Annotated in this window: 12 protein-coding genes; 5 read left to right on the forward strand and 7 right to left on the reverse strand. The window is 73.4% G+C overall.

Annotation, left to right across the window (positions count from 1 at the left end):
- Window positions 1-145: 145 nt before the first annotated feature.
- Window positions 146-1312: a glutamate--cysteine ligase gene (locus CHF16_RS02985; protein ID WP_089324345.1), complete on the reverse strand. Its 1167-nt coding sequence runs from the start codon at window positions 1310-1312 to the stop codon at window positions 146-148.
- A 484-nt stretch (window positions 1313-1796) separates the two neighbouring features.
- Between CHF16_RS02985 and CHF16_RS02990 the strand changes: the two genes are divergently transcribed.
- Complete coding sequence (locus tag CHF16_RS02990; protein ID WP_245868182.1) at window positions 1797-3083, forward strand: D-alanyl-D-alanine carboxypeptidase family protein; 1287 nt, start codon at window positions 1797-1799, stop codon at window positions 3081-3083.
- A gap of 1 nt (window position 3084) precedes the next feature.
- On the opposite strand, the gene CHF16_RS02995 is transcribed toward CHF16_RS02990, so the two are convergent.
- The 4 genes from CHF16_RS02995 to CHF16_RS03010 all read right to left on the reverse strand — a co-directional run bounded on the left by CHF16_RS02995 (window position 3085) and on the right by CHF16_RS03010 (window position 7064).
- The gene (locus CHF16_RS02995) at window positions 3085-4173 is read right to left on the reverse strand and encodes a YihY/virulence factor BrkB family protein (protein ID WP_089324346.1); all 1089 of its coding nucleotides are present in this window, start codon (window positions 4171-4173) and stop codon (window positions 3085-3087) included.
- Window positions 4174-4300: 127 nt separating this feature from the next.
- Entirely contained in the window at window positions 4301-4951 is a 651-nt protein-coding gene (locus CHF16_RS03000; protein ID WP_245868183.1) for a 2'-5' RNA ligase family protein, read from the reverse strand.
- Window positions 4941-6014 carry a tryptophan--tRNA ligase gene (gene trpS / locus CHF16_RS03005; RefSeq protein ID WP_089324607.1) on the reverse strand — a complete coding sequence of 358 codons (1074 nt, stop codon included), beginning with the start codon at window positions 6012-6014 and terminating at the stop codon, window positions 4941-4943. The genes CHF16_RS03000 and trpS overlap by 11 nt, the downstream gene beginning before the upstream one ends.
- An 18-nt stretch (window positions 6015-6032) precedes the next feature.
- On the reverse strand, window positions 6033-7064 hold the full coding sequence (locus tag CHF16_RS03010) for a hemolysin family protein (protein ID WP_089324347.1): 1032 nt from the start codon (window positions 7062-7064) through the stop codon (window positions 6033-6035).
- A 78-nt stretch (window positions 7065-7142) separates the two neighbouring features.
- On the opposite strand from CHF16_RS03010, the gene galE reads away from it, so the two are divergent.
- The gene (galE, locus tag CHF16_RS03015) at window positions 7143-8096 is read left to right on the forward strand and encodes a UDP-glucose 4-epimerase GalE (protein WP_089324348.1); all 954 of its coding nucleotides are present in this window, start codon (window positions 7143-7145) and stop codon (window positions 8094-8096) included.
- Between the two features lie 56 nt (window positions 8097-8152).
- Window positions 8153-9301, forward strand: a complete 1149-nt coding sequence (galK, locus tag CHF16_RS03020; RefSeq protein WP_089324608.1) for a galactokinase — start codon at window positions 8153-8155, stop codon at window positions 9299-9301.
- 30 nt (window positions 9302-9331) lie between these two features.
- Here galK and CHF16_RS41175 read toward each other — a convergent pair whose 3' ends face one another.
- Entirely contained in the window at window positions 9332-12013 is a 2682-nt protein-coding gene (locus CHF16_RS41175) for a hypothetical protein (RefSeq protein ID WP_245868184.1), read from the reverse strand.
- Window positions 12010-13773, reverse strand: coding sequence for an HSP90 family protein (locus tag CHF16_RS03030; RefSeq protein ID WP_089324349.1), 1764 nt, complete (start codon window positions 13771-13773; stop codon window positions 12010-12012). The genes CHF16_RS41175 and CHF16_RS03030 overlap by 4 nt, the downstream gene beginning before the upstream one ends.
- 116 nt (window positions 13774-13889) lie before the next feature.
- Here CHF16_RS03030 and CHF16_RS03035 point away from each other — a divergent pair, with 116 nt between their 5' ends.
- Window positions 13890-14537 (forward strand): hypothetical protein, encoded by a 648-nt coding sequence (locus tag CHF16_RS03035; protein ID WP_143227855.1) that lies wholly within the window; start codon window positions 13890-13892, stop codon window positions 14535-14537.
- Window positions 14538-14620: 83 nt separating this feature from the next.
- A complete protein-coding gene (locus CHF16_RS03040; protein WP_089324351.1) occupies window positions 14621-15679 on the forward strand; it encodes a class I SAM-dependent methyltransferase in 1059 nt (352 codons plus the stop codon).
- Window positions 15680-15743: the final 64 nt, after the last annotated feature.

The raw sequence follows: 15743 nt of genomic DNA on the forward strand, positions 1-15743 counted from the left end.
GGGAACGTTCTCTGCCTTCTCTTCGCTCTTCGGCGGCTTCGCGTTCACCGGGCCGGACGGGTTCGCGGGTCCGGTCCGGCCGGTGCGGCCCGGGGGGTTCGCCGGCCCGACCCGCTCGGCGGGGCGGGCCGTCCGCTGCGGCCTGTCAGGCTCCGGCATGTACGACCTCCCCCAGTGTGACGAACCGGTCCTCCGCGAGCTCGGTGATCGCCGCGTCGACGATGTTCTCCAGCGTCCCGCCGCCGGCGCGGATCGCGCGCTGCCGCTCGTACGGGGCGCCGTGCTCCAGTACCTCGCCGGCGACCTTGAGCTCCTCGGCGCAGCCGAGCCGGTCGGCGACGGGCTCCAGCTCGCGGATCAGCTCGTACAGCTCGTCCCGCAGCGGCGCGGTGCTGCCGCGGTCGTCGGTGATGACGATCGCGTCCAGCCCGTACCGGGTCGCGCGCCACTTGTTGTCGCGGACCACCCAGGCGGCGGGGCGGGGCAGCGTGTAGCCCCGGTCGAGCTGCTGGTCGAACAGCGCGACCAGGCTCTGGCACAGCGCCGCCGCCATCCCCACCTCGCGCATGGTGGGGATGCCGTCGAACATCCTGATCTCGATGGTGCCGAAGTCGGGATGCGGGCGGATGTCCCACCAGACCTCTTTGATGCTCCTTATGGTTCCCGAACGCATCAGCGTGGCCATGTAATCCTCGAAGGCCGCCCAGTCGTCTAGCAGGTGGGGCGGTCCGGCCGTCGGCATCTGGCCGAAGACGACCGCCCGGCAGGACGCGAGGCCGGTGTCCCCGGCGCTCCAGAACGGGCTGGACGCCGTCAGGGCCAGGAAGTGCGGAAGGTAGGACGAGAGCGCGTTGATGATCGGAATGGCCTTGGCGCCGTCGGAGACGCCGACGTGGACGTGAACGCCGAAGGTCTGGATGCGGCGGGCCAGCCACTGCATCTCCTCGATCAGCTGGGCGTAGCGGCCCATGGGCGCCATGACGGCGTCCCGCCAGTCGCTGATCGGGTGGGTGCCGGTGCACGCCAGCGCGATGCCGCGCTCGGCGGCGGCGCCCCGCAGCGCGGTGAGGGTGGCGGAGAGGTCGGCCTTGGCCTCGCCCACGGTGTCGCAGATTCCGGTCACGACCTCGACCATCGACTCCATCAGCTCGTGACGGATCCGGGGGTTGTCGCCCTCGAGGCTCAGCGCGGGCAGGGCGGCGAGCACCTCGCGTGCGTCCTGCCGCAGGTGCCTGGTCTCCGCATCGACCAGCTGGATCTCCCACTCGACGCCGAGCGTCGCGCCGTTCGATGCGTTGAAGTCAATGGCCACGGCCAACCTCCGTCCACAATCCTTGCAGGTCGTTGCGTGGCACGTGGCGCAATTCAGCCAGCGGGTCCCTAAGCCTGGACAAACGCCGGTCCAGGTCACGTGTTCGTTCCATGATGGCGCCCGTGCCCGCCACCCTGCCGGATGTCCATGCCCTTTGCGGATCAATTGACTCATGCGGGCGGGGGGCGGACCTCCATGGGTCCTACTTTCCGGTCATTGATCTTGTCCGGGACATCACTAGATCGGACTAGTCAGTCCGTCCAAAACTACCTTTTGTGACGGACGGTAACCGATGCGGGCTGTCCCTTACGTACCGTCATATCACGTTTGCACCATGCGTCGCTTCCGTACCTTGCTTGCCGCGTTCGCGGTCGGGTACCCCTTCGCCGGATAGGTCGCCTACTCTTCGGGGGAAGTCATGGGCGTTGGCCGCCTGCGCGCCGGGAGCGACCGCGCTCCCACGGGACGAAGGAGCGTCGGGAGCTTGCGAGCTGAGCGACGAGGGCCGGCCGGCGTGCGCCGCGCCCTGACGGTGACCGTGATCCCGCTCGCGGCGGCCTCCGTCGCCGCCGCCCCTGTGCTGACCGCGGCCCCCGCCACGGCGGCCCAGGCCACGGCCCGGGCCGCGGGTTCACCGCCGCTCACCGCCGCGCCCGCCACCCCCGCGCCCTCGGCGGGGACGGTCGGCGGGCCGAAGCTGGCCTCCCGCGGCATCGTCGCGAACGCGGCCCCCGGCGTCCCCGCCCCGCCCAAGATCAAGGCGGCGTCCTACCTGATCGCGGACGCCGACACCGGCGAGGTCCTCGCCGCCAAGGACCCGCACGGCCGCTACCTCCCGGCCAGCACGATCAAGACGCTGACCGCGCTCGCGCTGATCCCCCGGCTGGACGCGAACCGGCTCGTCCGCCCGTCGCAGAAGGCGTGCGACGTGGAGGGCACCAAGGTCGGAATGACCCCCAAGATGCAGTACAAGGTCTCCGAGCTGTTCCACGCGATGCTGATGATGTCCGCCAACGACGCGGCGTACACGCTCGCCGAGGCGGACGGCGGGGTGCGGCAGACCCTCGCCCACATGAACGCCGAGGCGAAGCGGATCAACGCCCTCGACACCCTCGCCGGGTCGCCGAACGGGCTCGACCGCGACCTCGGGCTGGACGTCCGCAGCCAGCACACCTCGGCCTACGACCTGGCGCTGATCCTGCGGGAGGGCATGAAGAACCCCGCCTTCCGCGCCTACATGCAGGCCATCGACTTCAAGTTCCCCGCGCCGCCGACCAAGAAGGAGCGCAAGAAGGGCAAGAAGGTCGGCGGGTACCCGATCCACACCCACAACCACATGCTCCCGGGCGAGCGCTCGGCCTACCAGGGCATGATCGGCGGCAAGAACGGCTACACGATCGCCGCCCGGCAGACGTTCGTCGCGGCGGCGCGGCGCGGCGGGCACACGATCGTGATCTCGCTGATGCGGGCGGACCAGCCGCCGTCCCCGTACGCGGCCAAGCTCCTGAACTGGGGGTTCGCGGCGCGCGGCAAGGTGGAGCCGGTGGGCGCGCTCGTCCCGCCCGGCAAGATCGGGGAGGCCCGCAAGGACACCGGTTCGAGCGGCGTGCTGCCGGACGGCCCGCTCGCCTCGGACGACTCGTCCCGCCGCTGGCTGCTGTTCGGCGGCGGCACGGCGGGCGCCCTGCTCGCGATCGCGGTGCTGTTCGTGGTGCTGCGGCGCCGGCGCCGGCTGGAGGCCCGCGCCTACTCCCGCGACACCGGCCGGTAGGTCAGCGGCCCAGCCGCGCGGCCGACGCGCCCGGCTCCCGGACTCCCGTGTCCCCCGCCTCCCGGTCGCCGTCCTCTCCGGGCTCGTCCGCGCCGTCCTCGGCCTTCGCGGCGCGGTCCCGCGCCTCCTCGGCGTCCTCGGCGTCCTCGGCGGCGGCGCTGTTCTCCGGGTCCTCTGCGTCGGCGGTGAGGACGACCCGGCGGGTCGCCGTCCACGCGGCGGTGAACAGCGCGAACCGGGACACGATGTTGATCCACACCATCAGCCCGACCAGCACGGCGAACGTGCCGTAGACGGGGTTCTGCGTCGTCCGGCCGATGAGGATCGTCGCGATCTGCTTGAGCGCCTCGAAGCCGACGGCGCCGAACAGGGCGCCGCGGATGATCCGCCGCCACGGCGCCCGGGTGCCCGACAGGCGGCTGAGCAGCACCAGGAACACCACGGTGTCGAACAGGATCGCGCAGGCCACCGACAGCAGCCGCAGCGCGGTCCCGGCGCCGGTGACGTCGTCCAGGGCCATCCACCGTAGGACGGTGCCGGTGGCCGACGTCGTGACCGTCGTGACCGCCATGCCGCAGACGAGGATCAGGCCGAGGAACACCAGCACGGCGCCGTCCCACAGCTTCCTGAGGAAGAAGTTGCCGCCGCCGCCCGGTTCGTTGCCCCAGATGTCGCGCAGCGACTCGCGCAGCACCTGCACCCAGCCGAGCCCGGTGAACAGCAGCGCGACCAGGCCGAGGATCCCGACGGCGGTCTTGGACTGGGCGATCTGCTCGACCTGGAGCCGGCCCCCGAGGCCGGGCAGCTGCGAGTCGATCGCCCGGACGAAGTAGTCGCGGGCTTCGTCGCTGACCCCGACGAGGTAGCCGAGCAGCGAGTAGGCGAGCGCGAGCAGCGGGAAGAACGACAGGAACGCGTAGCAGGTGAGGGCGGCGGCGAGCCGGTCGCCCCGCCGGTCCTGGTAGCGCTCGAACGCGCGGGCCTGGTGGTCGAACCACGGCGAGCGGTCGCGCGCGCCGCGCAGCAGGTCCTTCCCCTTACCGAACAGGGACTCGATCCGGCCCTGCACGTTATTGATCACCTGCCGCATGTACGCACCGTACCCACTCCGGGCCGCCCGATACCGCGTACGGTAATCGGCCGATAAACGCAGAGTTCAGGGACGTCCACGTACGTCCACGCCGACGCGCCCCCCGACCTGCCGTGAAACGGCGCGTTCAGCCGCGGCGGCCGGGGGCGGGGACCATCCCGTCGCCGAAGACGAAGTCGCAGTGGCGGCGCCACACGCCGTCCAGCCCGTGCTCGTACAGCGAGAACCCCCAGACCTCGAAGTCGGCGGCGTAGCCCGCGAGCTCCTTGAAGGCGCGGTCCATGACGTCGTCGGGCAGGTGGTGGGCGATCGTCACGTGCGGGTGGTACGGGAACGGCAGCGGGCGCGCGAGCGGACCCGACAGAACCTTCGCCTGGACGCGCTCGCAGCCGCCGATTCCTTCGGCCAGTGCCACGAACACGACCGGGGACACCGGTCGGAACGTTCCGCTGCCCCGCAACCGGATGGGGAAGGGGCGCTCGGTGCGGGCGACGTTCAGCAGATGCCGCCGGATGCCGTCCATCGCGGCGTCCTCCACCTCGGTCGGCGGCAGCAGCGTGATGTGCGTCGGGATCGCGTGCGCCAGCGGGTCGCCGAACGAGGCCCGCCGGGACTGCAGGTAGGAGCCGTGCGGGTCGGGGATCGGGATCGCGACGCCGATCGCGCGGCGGCCCGGCGCCGGGACCGCCAGGCCGCCGGTCATCGTGGTCTCCGCCGCGGAGGGACCCTCCCCGGGGCCCTGCGCGGCGCCGCCGAGCCCGGCGCGGTCAGCGACCACGTCCCACGAATCCCACCCGTTCGCGCACGGTCTCCATCGTCCGCACGGCGACCGCGGAGGCGCGCTCGGCGCCCCGGGCGAGCAGCCGGTCGAGGTGCTCCTCGTCGTCCAGCAGCTTCAGGGTGCGCTCCCGGATCGGCGTGAACGTGTCGAGGACGACCTGCGCGAGGTCCTTCTTGAACTGCCCGTACCCCGAGCCCGCGTACCGGGCCTCCAGGTCGGGGACGGACGTGCCCTCCAGCGCGGAGTAGATCCGCAGCAGGTTGGTGACGCCGGCCTTCTTCTCCTCGTCGTAGACGACCTCGGACCCGGTGTCGGTCACCGCGCGCATGATCTTCTTGCGCATGGGCCCCGGCTCCTCCAGCACGTCGATGATGCCCTGCGGGGAGGACGCCGACTTGCTCATCTTCGCGCCCGGCTCCTGCAGGTCGGTGATCTTCGCGGCGCCCTCGGGAATGTGGGCGTCCGGCAGGACGAACGTCTCCCCGAAGCGGTGGTTGAAACGCTGCGCGAGGGTCCGGGTGAGTTCCAGGTGCTGGCGCTGGTCCTCGCCGACGGGGACGCGCAGGGCCCGGCCCGCGTCCGGTTCGGGCGTGTAGAGCAGGATGTCGGCGGCCTGGAGGATCGGGTAGGTGAACAGCCCGACGCTCGTCCCGCTGGTGCCCTGCTTGGCCGACTTGTCCTTGAACTGGGTCATGCGGCTCGCCTCGCCGAACCCGGTGAGGCAGCTCAGCACCCAGGCCAGCTCGGCGTGCTCGGGGACGTGGCTCTGCACGAACACGGCGGAGCGGTCGGGGTCGATGCCCATCGCGAGCAGCTGCGCGGCGGCGACCTTCGTGCGGCGGCGCAGCAGCGCCGGGTCGTGCTCGACGGTGATCGCGTGCAGGTCGACCACGCAGTAGAACGCCTCGTGCGTGTCCTGCATGGCGACCCATTGCCGCAGCGCGCCCAGGTAGTTGCCGAGGTGGAACGAGTCGGCGGTGGGCTGGATGCCGGACAGCACGCGCGGCTGGGCCGCGGCGGTTCCGGCGTCGGACGCTTCGGGATTGGGCGCTTCGGGCATCTGCACGGACCGATTCTCTCAGGTGTCATCGGAGGCGCCGCCGCCGGTCGCCGGCCCGCGGGAGGGGCCGCCGGCGGCGTCGCCGGCCACCGCCCGCGGGGTCGCGGACGGCGTGCCGGGCGGCGCGGGCACGGCCTGCGGCGCCGCGCGCGGCATGACGCGCACGCGCGCCACCCGCCGGCCGTCCATCCGGGCCACCGCGAGGCGGCGGCCCCCGGCCTCCACCGAGTCGCCCTCGGCGGGCACCCGGCGCAGCACCGCCATGATGTGCCCGGCGACCGTCTCGTACGGCCCGTCCGGCAGCCGGATCCCGGTCTCGGCGGCGAAGTCGTCCAGGTTGAGCAGGCCGTCCACCTCGACCACCCCGCCGTGCAGGCGCCGTGCCTGCGCGTCCTGCACATCATATTCGTCGCGGATGTCCCCGATGAGTTCCTCCAGGAGGTCCTCCATCGTGACGATTCCGGCGACCCCGCCGTACTCGTCGGTGACGATCGCCAGGTGGCAGCCCTCCCGGCGCATCTCCGACAGCGCGGGCAGCACCCGCTTCGACGGCGGCAGGAACTTCACCGGGCGGACGAGATCGCCCACCGGGACGTCCCCGCTCCCGGCCGGGCCGGGGCCGTCCGCGGTGTCCGGCGCGTCCGGGACGAGCAGGTCGCGGATGTGCACGAAGCCGATCACCTCGTCGTGGGAGTCGCGGCAGACGGGGAAGCGGGAGTGCGGGCTGCGCGCGGCGAGGCGGGCGGCGGCGGTGAGGGTGATCTCCGCGTCCAGGAAGACCACCTCGGTGCGCGGGACGAGGACCTCGCGGAGCGGCCGCTCGCCCGCCGCGAACACCTCCCCGATGAGGGTGCGCTCGTCGGCGGTGAGCTGGGTGTTCCCCGCCACCAGGGCCCGCATCCGCTCCGCGGTGATCTCCTCGCGCAACACGCCCGGGTCGCCGCCCGACAGCCGCACCACGAGATCGGCGGAGCGCGACAGCAGCCACACCAGGGGGCGTGCGGGCCCCGCGGGCGGGCGCGGGGGCGTCCCGGGCGGCGTCCGGTCCATGGGTTCAGCCTTCCCCGTTCGGCGTTGCGGATAGCCTGGTCCGACCCCGCCGTCCGTGACTTTCCTGGAGGTTCGTCAGTGAAGCTGCTCGTCACCGGAGGCGCCGGCTACATCGGCAGCGTCGTCTCCGCTCTGCTCCTGGAGGCGGGGCACGAGGTCGTCGTCCTGGACGACCTGTCCACCGGGCACGAGGACGCGGTGCCGGACGGCGCCCGGCTGGTGCGGGGCACGCTGCGCGACACCGCCGCCGACGTCCTCGCGGGCGCGGGCTTCGAGGCGGTGCTGCACTTCGCCGCGAAGTCGCTGGTCGGCGAGTCGGTGCAGAAGCCCGGCCTGTACTGGGACAAGAACCTCGGCGAGTCGCTGGCGCTGCTGGACGCGATGCGCGTCGCGGGCGTGCCCCGGATCGTGTTCTCCTCCACGGCGGCGACCTACGGGGAGCCGGAGTCGACGCCGATCCTGGAGACCGACCCGACCCGCCCGACGAACCCCTACGGCGCGTCCAAGCTGGCGATCGACACGACGCTCACCGAGTACGCGCGGCTGCACGGCATCGGCGCGGTGTCGCTGCGGTACTTCAACGTGGCGGGCGCCTACGGGCGGCACGGCGAGCGGCACACCGTCGAGACCCACCTGATCCCCAACGTGCTGAAGATCGCGCAGGGCGACGGGGACGCCGTGAAGATCTTCGGCGACGACTACCCGACGGCGGACGGCACCTGCGTCCGCGACTACATCCACGTGATCGACCTCGGCCGCGCGCACCTGCTGGCGCTGGACGCCTGCGAGCCCGGTGCCCACCAGATCTTCAACCTGGGCAGCGGCACCGGCAACTCCGTCCGGGAGGTCCTGGACGTGTGCCGGGAGGTCACCGGCCGCGAGATCCCGGCCGAGACGGCGCCGCGCCGCCCCGGCGACCCGGCGGTGCTGATCGCGTCGTCCGACAAGATCCAGGCCCAGCTCGGCTGGAAGCCCGAGCGGGACCTGCGGACGATGGTCGACGACGCGTGGACCTTCCTGCGGTCCCGATGACCGGAGGCTCGGCCGAGGCGTTCGGCGCGGAGGTCGGCGCGGAGATGGGCACGGAGATGGGCGCGGAGATCGGCGAGGCGTTCGGCGCGGCGTTCGGCCGGGCGCCGGACGGCGTGTGGCACGCCCCCGGCAGGGTCAACCTCATCGGCGAGCACACCGACTACAACGACGGCCTCGTGCTGCCGTTCGCGCTGTCGCGCGGCGTGACGGTGGCGGCGGCGCGGCGCGACGACGGCGTGATCGACGTCCGGTCGCGGCAGGCGCCCACCGCCGTGACCGCCCCCGTGGACGGCCCGCCGGTCGTCTCCGAGGGCTGGCCCGCCGACCGCGCCTGGGCCGCGTACCCGGTCGGCGTGGCGCGGGTGCTGCGCGAGCACGGGACGGGCGGCGCGTCCCTGCTGATCGACTCCGACCTCCCGCAGGGCGCCGGGCTGTCGTCGTCGGCGGCGCTGGAGTGCGCGACGGCGCTCGCGCTGTGCGACCTGCACGGCGTCGAGATCGACCGCCCCGCGCTGGCGCGGCTCGCGCAGCGCGCCGAGAACGAGCAGGCCGGCATCCCGTGCGGGCTGATGGACCAGTCGGCGTCGCTGCTCTGCACGGCCGGGCACGCGCTGATGCTCGACTGCCGCAGCGGGCTGTCGTCGCAGGTCCCATTCGACCCGGCGGCCGCCGGGCTGACGCTCCTGGTGGTCGACACGCGGGCCTCCCACGCCCTGGGCGGCGGCGAGTACGGCCGCCGCCGCGCCGAATGCGAGGAGGCCGCGTCGCTGCTCGGCGTGGACGCGCTCCGCGACGTCAAGGACCTGGCCGCCGCGCTGGGGTCGCTGAAGGACCCGGTGCTGCGGCGCCGCGTCCAGCACGTCGTCACCGAGAACCACCGCGTGGAGGCCACCGTCGGCCTGCTGCGGGCCGGGGCCCTCCCCGAGTTCGGCGCGATGCTGAACGCCTCCCACCTGTCGCTGCGCGATCAGTTCGAGGTGTCGTGGCCGGAGGCCGACGCCACCGTGGACGCCGCGCTGCGGGCGGGCGCCCGCGGCGGGCGGATGATCGGCGGCGGCTTCGGCGGCTCCGTCATCGTGCTGGCGCCCGCCGCCCGCGCGGAGCGGGTCGGCGAGGCCGTCACGGCGGCCTACGAGAAGCGCGGCTGGACGCCGCCGCGCTTCCTGGAGGCCGTTCCCTCCGACGGGGCGCGCCGGCTCGGCTGAGCCGGCCGCCGAAGGTCCGGGCCGCGCGCGTCAGCCGCGCGCGGCCTTGATGTCCTCCAGCAGGCGGACGGCGTCCCGGGCGGCGTCGTGCTGGTCGACGGCGGTGAAGCCGTCCGCGGCGGCGGACGCGTGCCCGGCCGCCTCGTCCAGGCGTCCCAGCCGGGCCAGGAGGCGGGCCTGCTCGAAGGAGGTCAGCGCGGTCTCCCAGACGCGGGCGGGCTCGTTGTCGGGCGGCAGGTCCGCCAGCGCGGCGCGGGCCGTCTCCATCGCGGTCGCCGCCTGCTCCGCCTCGCCGCTCCACAGCAGGCACATCGCGGCGCGGCGGCGGGCGCGGACCACCCCGTAGGGGTCGCCGGCCTTCTCATACGCCTCGGCGGCCTGCGCGTACCGCTCGGCTGCCTGCGCGTCGACGTCGAGGTTGGTCAGGACGTCGCCGGCCTCGTTCAGGAAGTGCGCGACGGCGTCGTGCTGCCCCTCCCGCGCGGCGTCCTCGGCGAGGCCCGCGAACAGGCCGGCGGCGTCCTCCTCGCCGAGCTGCTTCTGCGCGTGCGCGAGGATCAGCCGGCAGCGGCGCCCGTTGTCGGCGTCGAGGTTCGGCAGCGCCTCCTCGGCGGCCTCGGCGGCCTCCAGGGCGCGGTCCGTGGACAGGTAGGCGGCGGCGAGGTCGACCCGCAGGAGGACGGCCTGCGGGTCCAGCCCCTCGGCCGTCCAGCCCGCGATGGCCTCCACCAGGTCGGGGACGGCGTCGGCGGGACGGTCGGCGTTGAGGTAGGCGAGGCCGCGCTCGGTGTACGCGGCGGCGCGCATCGCCGACGGCTCGCGCAGCGTCTCGATCACCTCGTCGAGCAGGGAGAACGCCTCGCGGTCGGGGCCCTCCGCGCTCCGGGACAGGATGCGGCCGAGCAGCAGCGCGGGCGAGGCGATGTGCTCGGGGTCGCTGGACCGCCGCGCCGCCTCCAGCGAGCGGCGCAGCGCCGCCACCGCCTCCTCGCCCCGGTCGGTCATCAGCAGCCCCTGCCCGCGCAGGAACCACAGCTCGCCCTCGTGGTCGCCGTCCGGCGCGACCCGGTCGAGCGCGGCGAGGGCCTCGGCCGGACGGTCGGCGTTGATGTGCGCGGTCGCGAGGCGCAGCACGGCGGACGCGGCGTCGCCGTCCTCGCCCGGATGCGCGGTGAAGTGCTCCGCGGAGGCGGCGACCTGCTCCATCCCGCCCTCGTCGCCGAGTTCGAGGCGGACCATGCCGAGCCGGCCGAGCGTGCGGTACCGGCGGGTCTCGTCGCCCAGCTCGCCGAACCGCCGGGCCGCCTCCGCCCAGCACTCGGCCGCCCGCTCGCCCTCGCCGTCGACGGCGTGCTCGACGCCCCGCCCGTCCAGCCGGCGGGCCTCCTGCAGCGGCGTCGGCTCGGCGCCGGCGGCGACCTCGTCGAACCGCCGCCACGCCGCCCGCATCCGGGGGACGTCGCTCTTCCTGCGGTGCCGGTCGGCGATGTCGAGCAGCTCGTCGAGATCGGTCACGTCGGCAAGGTCATTGGCTTCGGCGAGGTCAGTGGCGGCGGGAGCGTCGGCCGCGGCGTCAGGCCGGGCGGGCGCCGGCGCCGGGGCGGGCCGCCGGTGGTGGGCGGCCAGCGGGACGAACTCGGCGACCGGCTCGGCGGTCAGCGTGCCGCGCACCTTGTCGCCCTGGCAGGACGTGCCGTTGCGGGCGTCGAACCGTGCCGCCAGGTCCGTCGCGCGGCCCGCCAGCTCGGCGCGCAGCTCGTCCAGCGCGACGTCGGCGGCGGGGCGCGCGTCGGCCGCGGGGCGGCGCACCGTGGCGCCGCCGTGCCCGGCGGCGGCGAGCCGGCCGAGCAGCAGGGCCGCGGCGGCGGAGAACTCCATGTCGGCGTGCGCGCTCGGCGCCCGGTCCAGCCAGCCGAGGTGCCGCTGCAGGATCTCCAGGCCGCGCGCCTCGTTGCCGGTGACCGCGCAGAACTCCAGGTGCTCGGCGATGTCGCTGAGGTCGGCGAGCCGCGCCCGGTGCACCCGGTAGGCGCGGCGGTGCGCGTCGGCGGCCTGCTCTGGGCGGCCCATCCGCAGGTGGACCGGCATCAGCGCGGTCTGGATCGACTGCGGCTGCTCGTTGCAGTTCAGCTGCGCGTTCAGCACCGGCGCGGCGACCTCGAACGCCTCCTCGTGCCGGCCCGCCTCGACCAGGTGCCGGGCCATGCCGGTGGGGTCGCAGCCCTCGCAGTCCGACAGCTCGTCGCGCTCGGCGGCGCGCCACTTCACGTACCACTCGTCGGCCGACCCGTCGCCGACGTGCCGGGCGACGACGTTGCGGTAGTGGTACACCGCCTGGAGGCTGTGCCCGCCCGCCTTGTAGCGGCGCTCCATGTCGTCCAGCACGGCGTAGGTGCGGTCCAGCGGGATCTCAGGGAAGAGGGTGAGCGAGCTGACGATGGCCTTCATCTGCCAGAGCAGCCCGTGGGTGTCGTCGAACCGGCCCGGGTCGCGGTCGTGGTCGGCCAGCGTCCGGCTGAAGGTCGCGAACGCCTTCGCGGGCTCGCCCCCGTACCGGTAGGCGTCGGTCAGCCGGACCCTCACGTGGAAGGCCAGCACGTCGTCACCGGCCGCCTCCGCGCGGCGCAGCGCGTCCTCGACGAGCACGGTGCGGGCCTCGCCGTAGGGCAGCTCCTGCGACCGCGCCATCAGCGAGTAGACGTCATCTGTCATTCGGGGGCCTCCGGGGAGTGGACGGCCCACTCCAGCAGGCCGATGAAGGAACGGTTCAGCACCGCCGTGTCGGCGGGCCGCAGCGGATGGTGGCCGAGGAGCAGAGCCTGCCCGTACAGGGCCTGGACGGCCGGTTCGACCGGCCCCCCGTCGCCCAGCGCGGTGACCCGCCGCACGAGCGGGTTGCGGTAGTTCAGCACCAGTTGCGGGCGCTCGATGCCGGCGGAGGCGTTGACGGCGCCGAGGACGTCCGCCCACAGCTCACCGGCCTCCTCCCGCGCCCGCGTCAGCTCCTCCCGGAACTGCGCGTCCCTGCTGGTCAGGTAGAGCGCGGGCAGGGACGCCGGGTCGAAGTCGCGGACCACCACCTCGCACCCGAGCCGCTCGACGGCCCGCTGCGCCGCCGCGAGGAACGGCCGCAGCGCCAGCTCGGCGCCCGGATCGAGCACGCCGAAGGTGGTCGTCAGCTCGGCCGCGTCCAGCCGGGAGAGCCGGATGTCGGGATCGAGGTCCGGGAGCCGCTCGATGATCTCCGTGTCGTGCACGTAGCCGCCGTTGACGAGCCCGACGCCCTGCGCGCCCGCGACCGCCGACAGCCGCCGGAACTCGTCCACGCTCGCGGTGAACCGGCCGTCCGGATGCCGGCGCCGGAACTCGTGCAGCGTCATCGGCCCGGCGGAGGTCTCGTAGTCCAGCCAGCGGTCGACGATCCGCAGCATGTCGTCGTCGTGCAGCGCCATCGCCTTCACGCCGAGCTGGTGCAGCCGCAGGAACGCGCGCAGCCGCGCCGGGTCGGTCTCGGACAGCTTCACCAGCCACTGGCGCAGGACGTCCCCGAGCCCGAGCCGCGTCGACTCCAGCAGCTCGTCCTCGTACAGGGCCTCGCGGCTGGCGGTGGGCCGCAGCTCCCCCGCGTCCACGACGCACCGCGCGAAGAACGCCCACTCGGGCAGCAGCCCCTCGACGTTCTCGGCGAGCAGCATGCGCTTCAGGTAGACCCTGTGCGACGCCCGCGCGGTCGGCGACACGGGCGCGGGCAGGATGAACGCGACCCCTGTCAGCCCCGCCTCGGGCACGTCGAGGTCGACGACGTCGAACGGCGTGAACCCGTACAGCTCCTCGCAGTACGCCTCCAGCGCCCGCCGCCGCCTGGAGGGGTCACGGTAGGCGGCCCCCCACGGCGGCTCCCCGGTGACCTCGACGCCGTCGACGACCAGGTCGACGGGCAGCAGCGACCCGTAGGTGCGCGCCAGCTCCGCCACGACCTCCGGGCTGAGCAGCTCCCCCGCCCCCGGCCGGGCCCGCAGGGTGACGGTCGTGCCCGGCTCGTCCCGCTTCCCGGCCTCGACCCGGTAGCTGCCCTCGGAGCGCCCCGTCCACCGGACCGCGTCCCCGCCCTTCGCGGACCGCGTCACGACCTCGATCTCGTCGGCGACGAGGAAGGCCGACAGCAGCCCGATGCCGAACTGCCCCAGGAAGTCGTGCCGCGCGAACCCGAGCTCGTCCCGCTTGGACGACCGCCCGATCGTCGCGAGCAGCGTGTGGACCTCGTCCTCGGTCAGCCCGACGCCGTCGTCACGGACCCGGAGCACCCCGCCCCCGGTCTCGATCTCGACGCGGCCGCCGCTCCCCCGCGCGGTGATCGCGTCCACCGCGTTCTGCAGCAGTTCCCGCAGGTAGACGCGCGGACTCGCGTAGAGATGGCGGCTGAGCAGATCCACCACACCACGCAGATCGACCTGAAACGCCTGCTCCGCCACCGTCCGCCTCCCCGATCACTTTCCGAGCGATCACACCCTAGCGACCGATGCCGACGTCTCCGGATGATTTCCGGTCGCTACGGTGCGAACCAGCACAACGCACCCTGGAGGACGCCTTGCCCGCCACCGTTTCCGCCCTGTGGCGCGGAGCCCGAACACTCGGCATCGCTCTCCTGTGCCTGAGCGTGACCTCGTTCGCCTACCTGCGATGGGGCGTGGCGTCCGCCGCGCTGACCGCCATCATCGGCTACCTCTGCACGGCCGTGGCCCTGGGCATCATGTACGGAACGCGGCGCCCGCTGCGCTTCAAGGCCGTGCCTCTGTCACTCGGTTACCTGGCCCTGCTGGTCCTCAACGCGGTCGGCGTCATCGCCGTCCGGGACGCCACCATGGCCGCGGTCGGCACCGATGCCGATGTGGTGGTGGCCAAGACCTGGACGACCGGCAACACCAAGGGCAAGCCGCAACACCACTGCACACTGCGCCAGAGCGACGGCACGCCGCTCCCCCGCGAACTGGCCACGAGCTGCAAAGGCCGCTCGGTCGGCGACACCATCCCGGTCGTGCTCGACCCGCAGGAACGCTTCGCCCCGATCGGAGGCCCGAAGGAGGACATGTCCACGACGGGCGAGCTCCAGATAACGGCGGCCGCCGGGCTCGTGCTCCTGATCTCGATCGCCGTCGGAAGCCCGCCGAGGCAGGCCTCCGCACAGGTCCCGCGGGTCGCCGGGAAGCGGAAGGGCGTGACCGGAACCAACTGGTAGTTGGGGTACGGCTTCCTCTCAGCCGTCCCGGCCCGGGGTAGGAGACGGGGAGTGGCGATGCCGTTCCAAGCCCAGGAGGGGTCGTGTCAACGGATACCGCGCGGCAGGAGGAGTTCACCGGGTTCGTGGTCGACGTGCTCAACAAGGGCGCGCTGGCCCTTCTCGTGAGCGTCGGCCATCAGACCGGGCTGTTCGACACCATGAGCACGCTGCCGCCGTCCACGAGCCGGGAGATCGCCGAGGCGGCGCACCTCGACGAGCGGTATGTGCGCGAATGGCTGGGCGGCATGGTCGTCGGAGGCGTCCTGGAGTACGAGCCCGGCGCGGACACCTACACGCTGCCGCCCGAGCACGCCGCCTCGCTCACCAACTCCGCCGGGGTCGACAACCTCGCCGGGATGATGCAGTACATCGCGCTGATGGGCGAGGTCGAGCAGCAGATCGTCGAATGCTTCCGCAACGGCGGTGGGGTTCCGTACTCCGCGTATCCCCGTTTCCAGGCCCTGCAGGCGGAGGAGACGGCCCGTGTCTACGACGCGGCCCTCGTCGACACGATCGTCCCGCTGGCGCCGGGCCTCACCGAGCGGCTGCGCGACGGCATCGACGTCCTGGACGTGGGGACCGGACAGGGGCACGCACCCATCGTTCTGGCCCAGGCCTTCCCGCGCAGCCGCTTCCTCGGCCTCGACCAGTCGGAGGACGGCATCGCGGCCGCCCGCGCCGAGGCCGACCGGCTCTCCCTGGACAACGTCCGCTTCACGACCGGTGACGCGTCGAAGATCGACGGGCGCTACGACCTGGTCACCGCCTTCGACGTCATCCACGACCTGGCCCGGCCGCAGGAGGTCCTGAACGCGATCGCCGCGTCCCTCCGCGACGGCGGCACGTTCCTGATGGGCGACATCGCGGCGTCCAGCAGGCTGGAGGAGAACGTCGGGCACCCCTTCGGGCCCGCGCTCTTCGGCTTCTCGGTGTTCTACTGCATGACCACCTCGCTGAGCACCGGCGGCGCCGGCCTCGGGACGGTCTGGGGCGAGCAGACCGCCCGGCGGATGCTCCAGGACGCCGGCTTCACCGACGCCCAGGTCCGGTCGGTCGAAGGCGACCCGGTGAACGCCTACTACGTGGCGACGCAGCCCTGACCATCGCACCCCGCCCAGGCCCCCGACTGAACGAGCCGACGGACGGCCCCAGCGGCTTGGAATA

Origin of the sequence: Actinomadura meyerae (assembly GCF_900188445.1) — a bacterium.
Lineage (GTDB): Bacteria > Actinomycetota > Actinomycetes > Streptosporangiales > Streptosporangiaceae > Spirillospora > Spirillospora meyerae.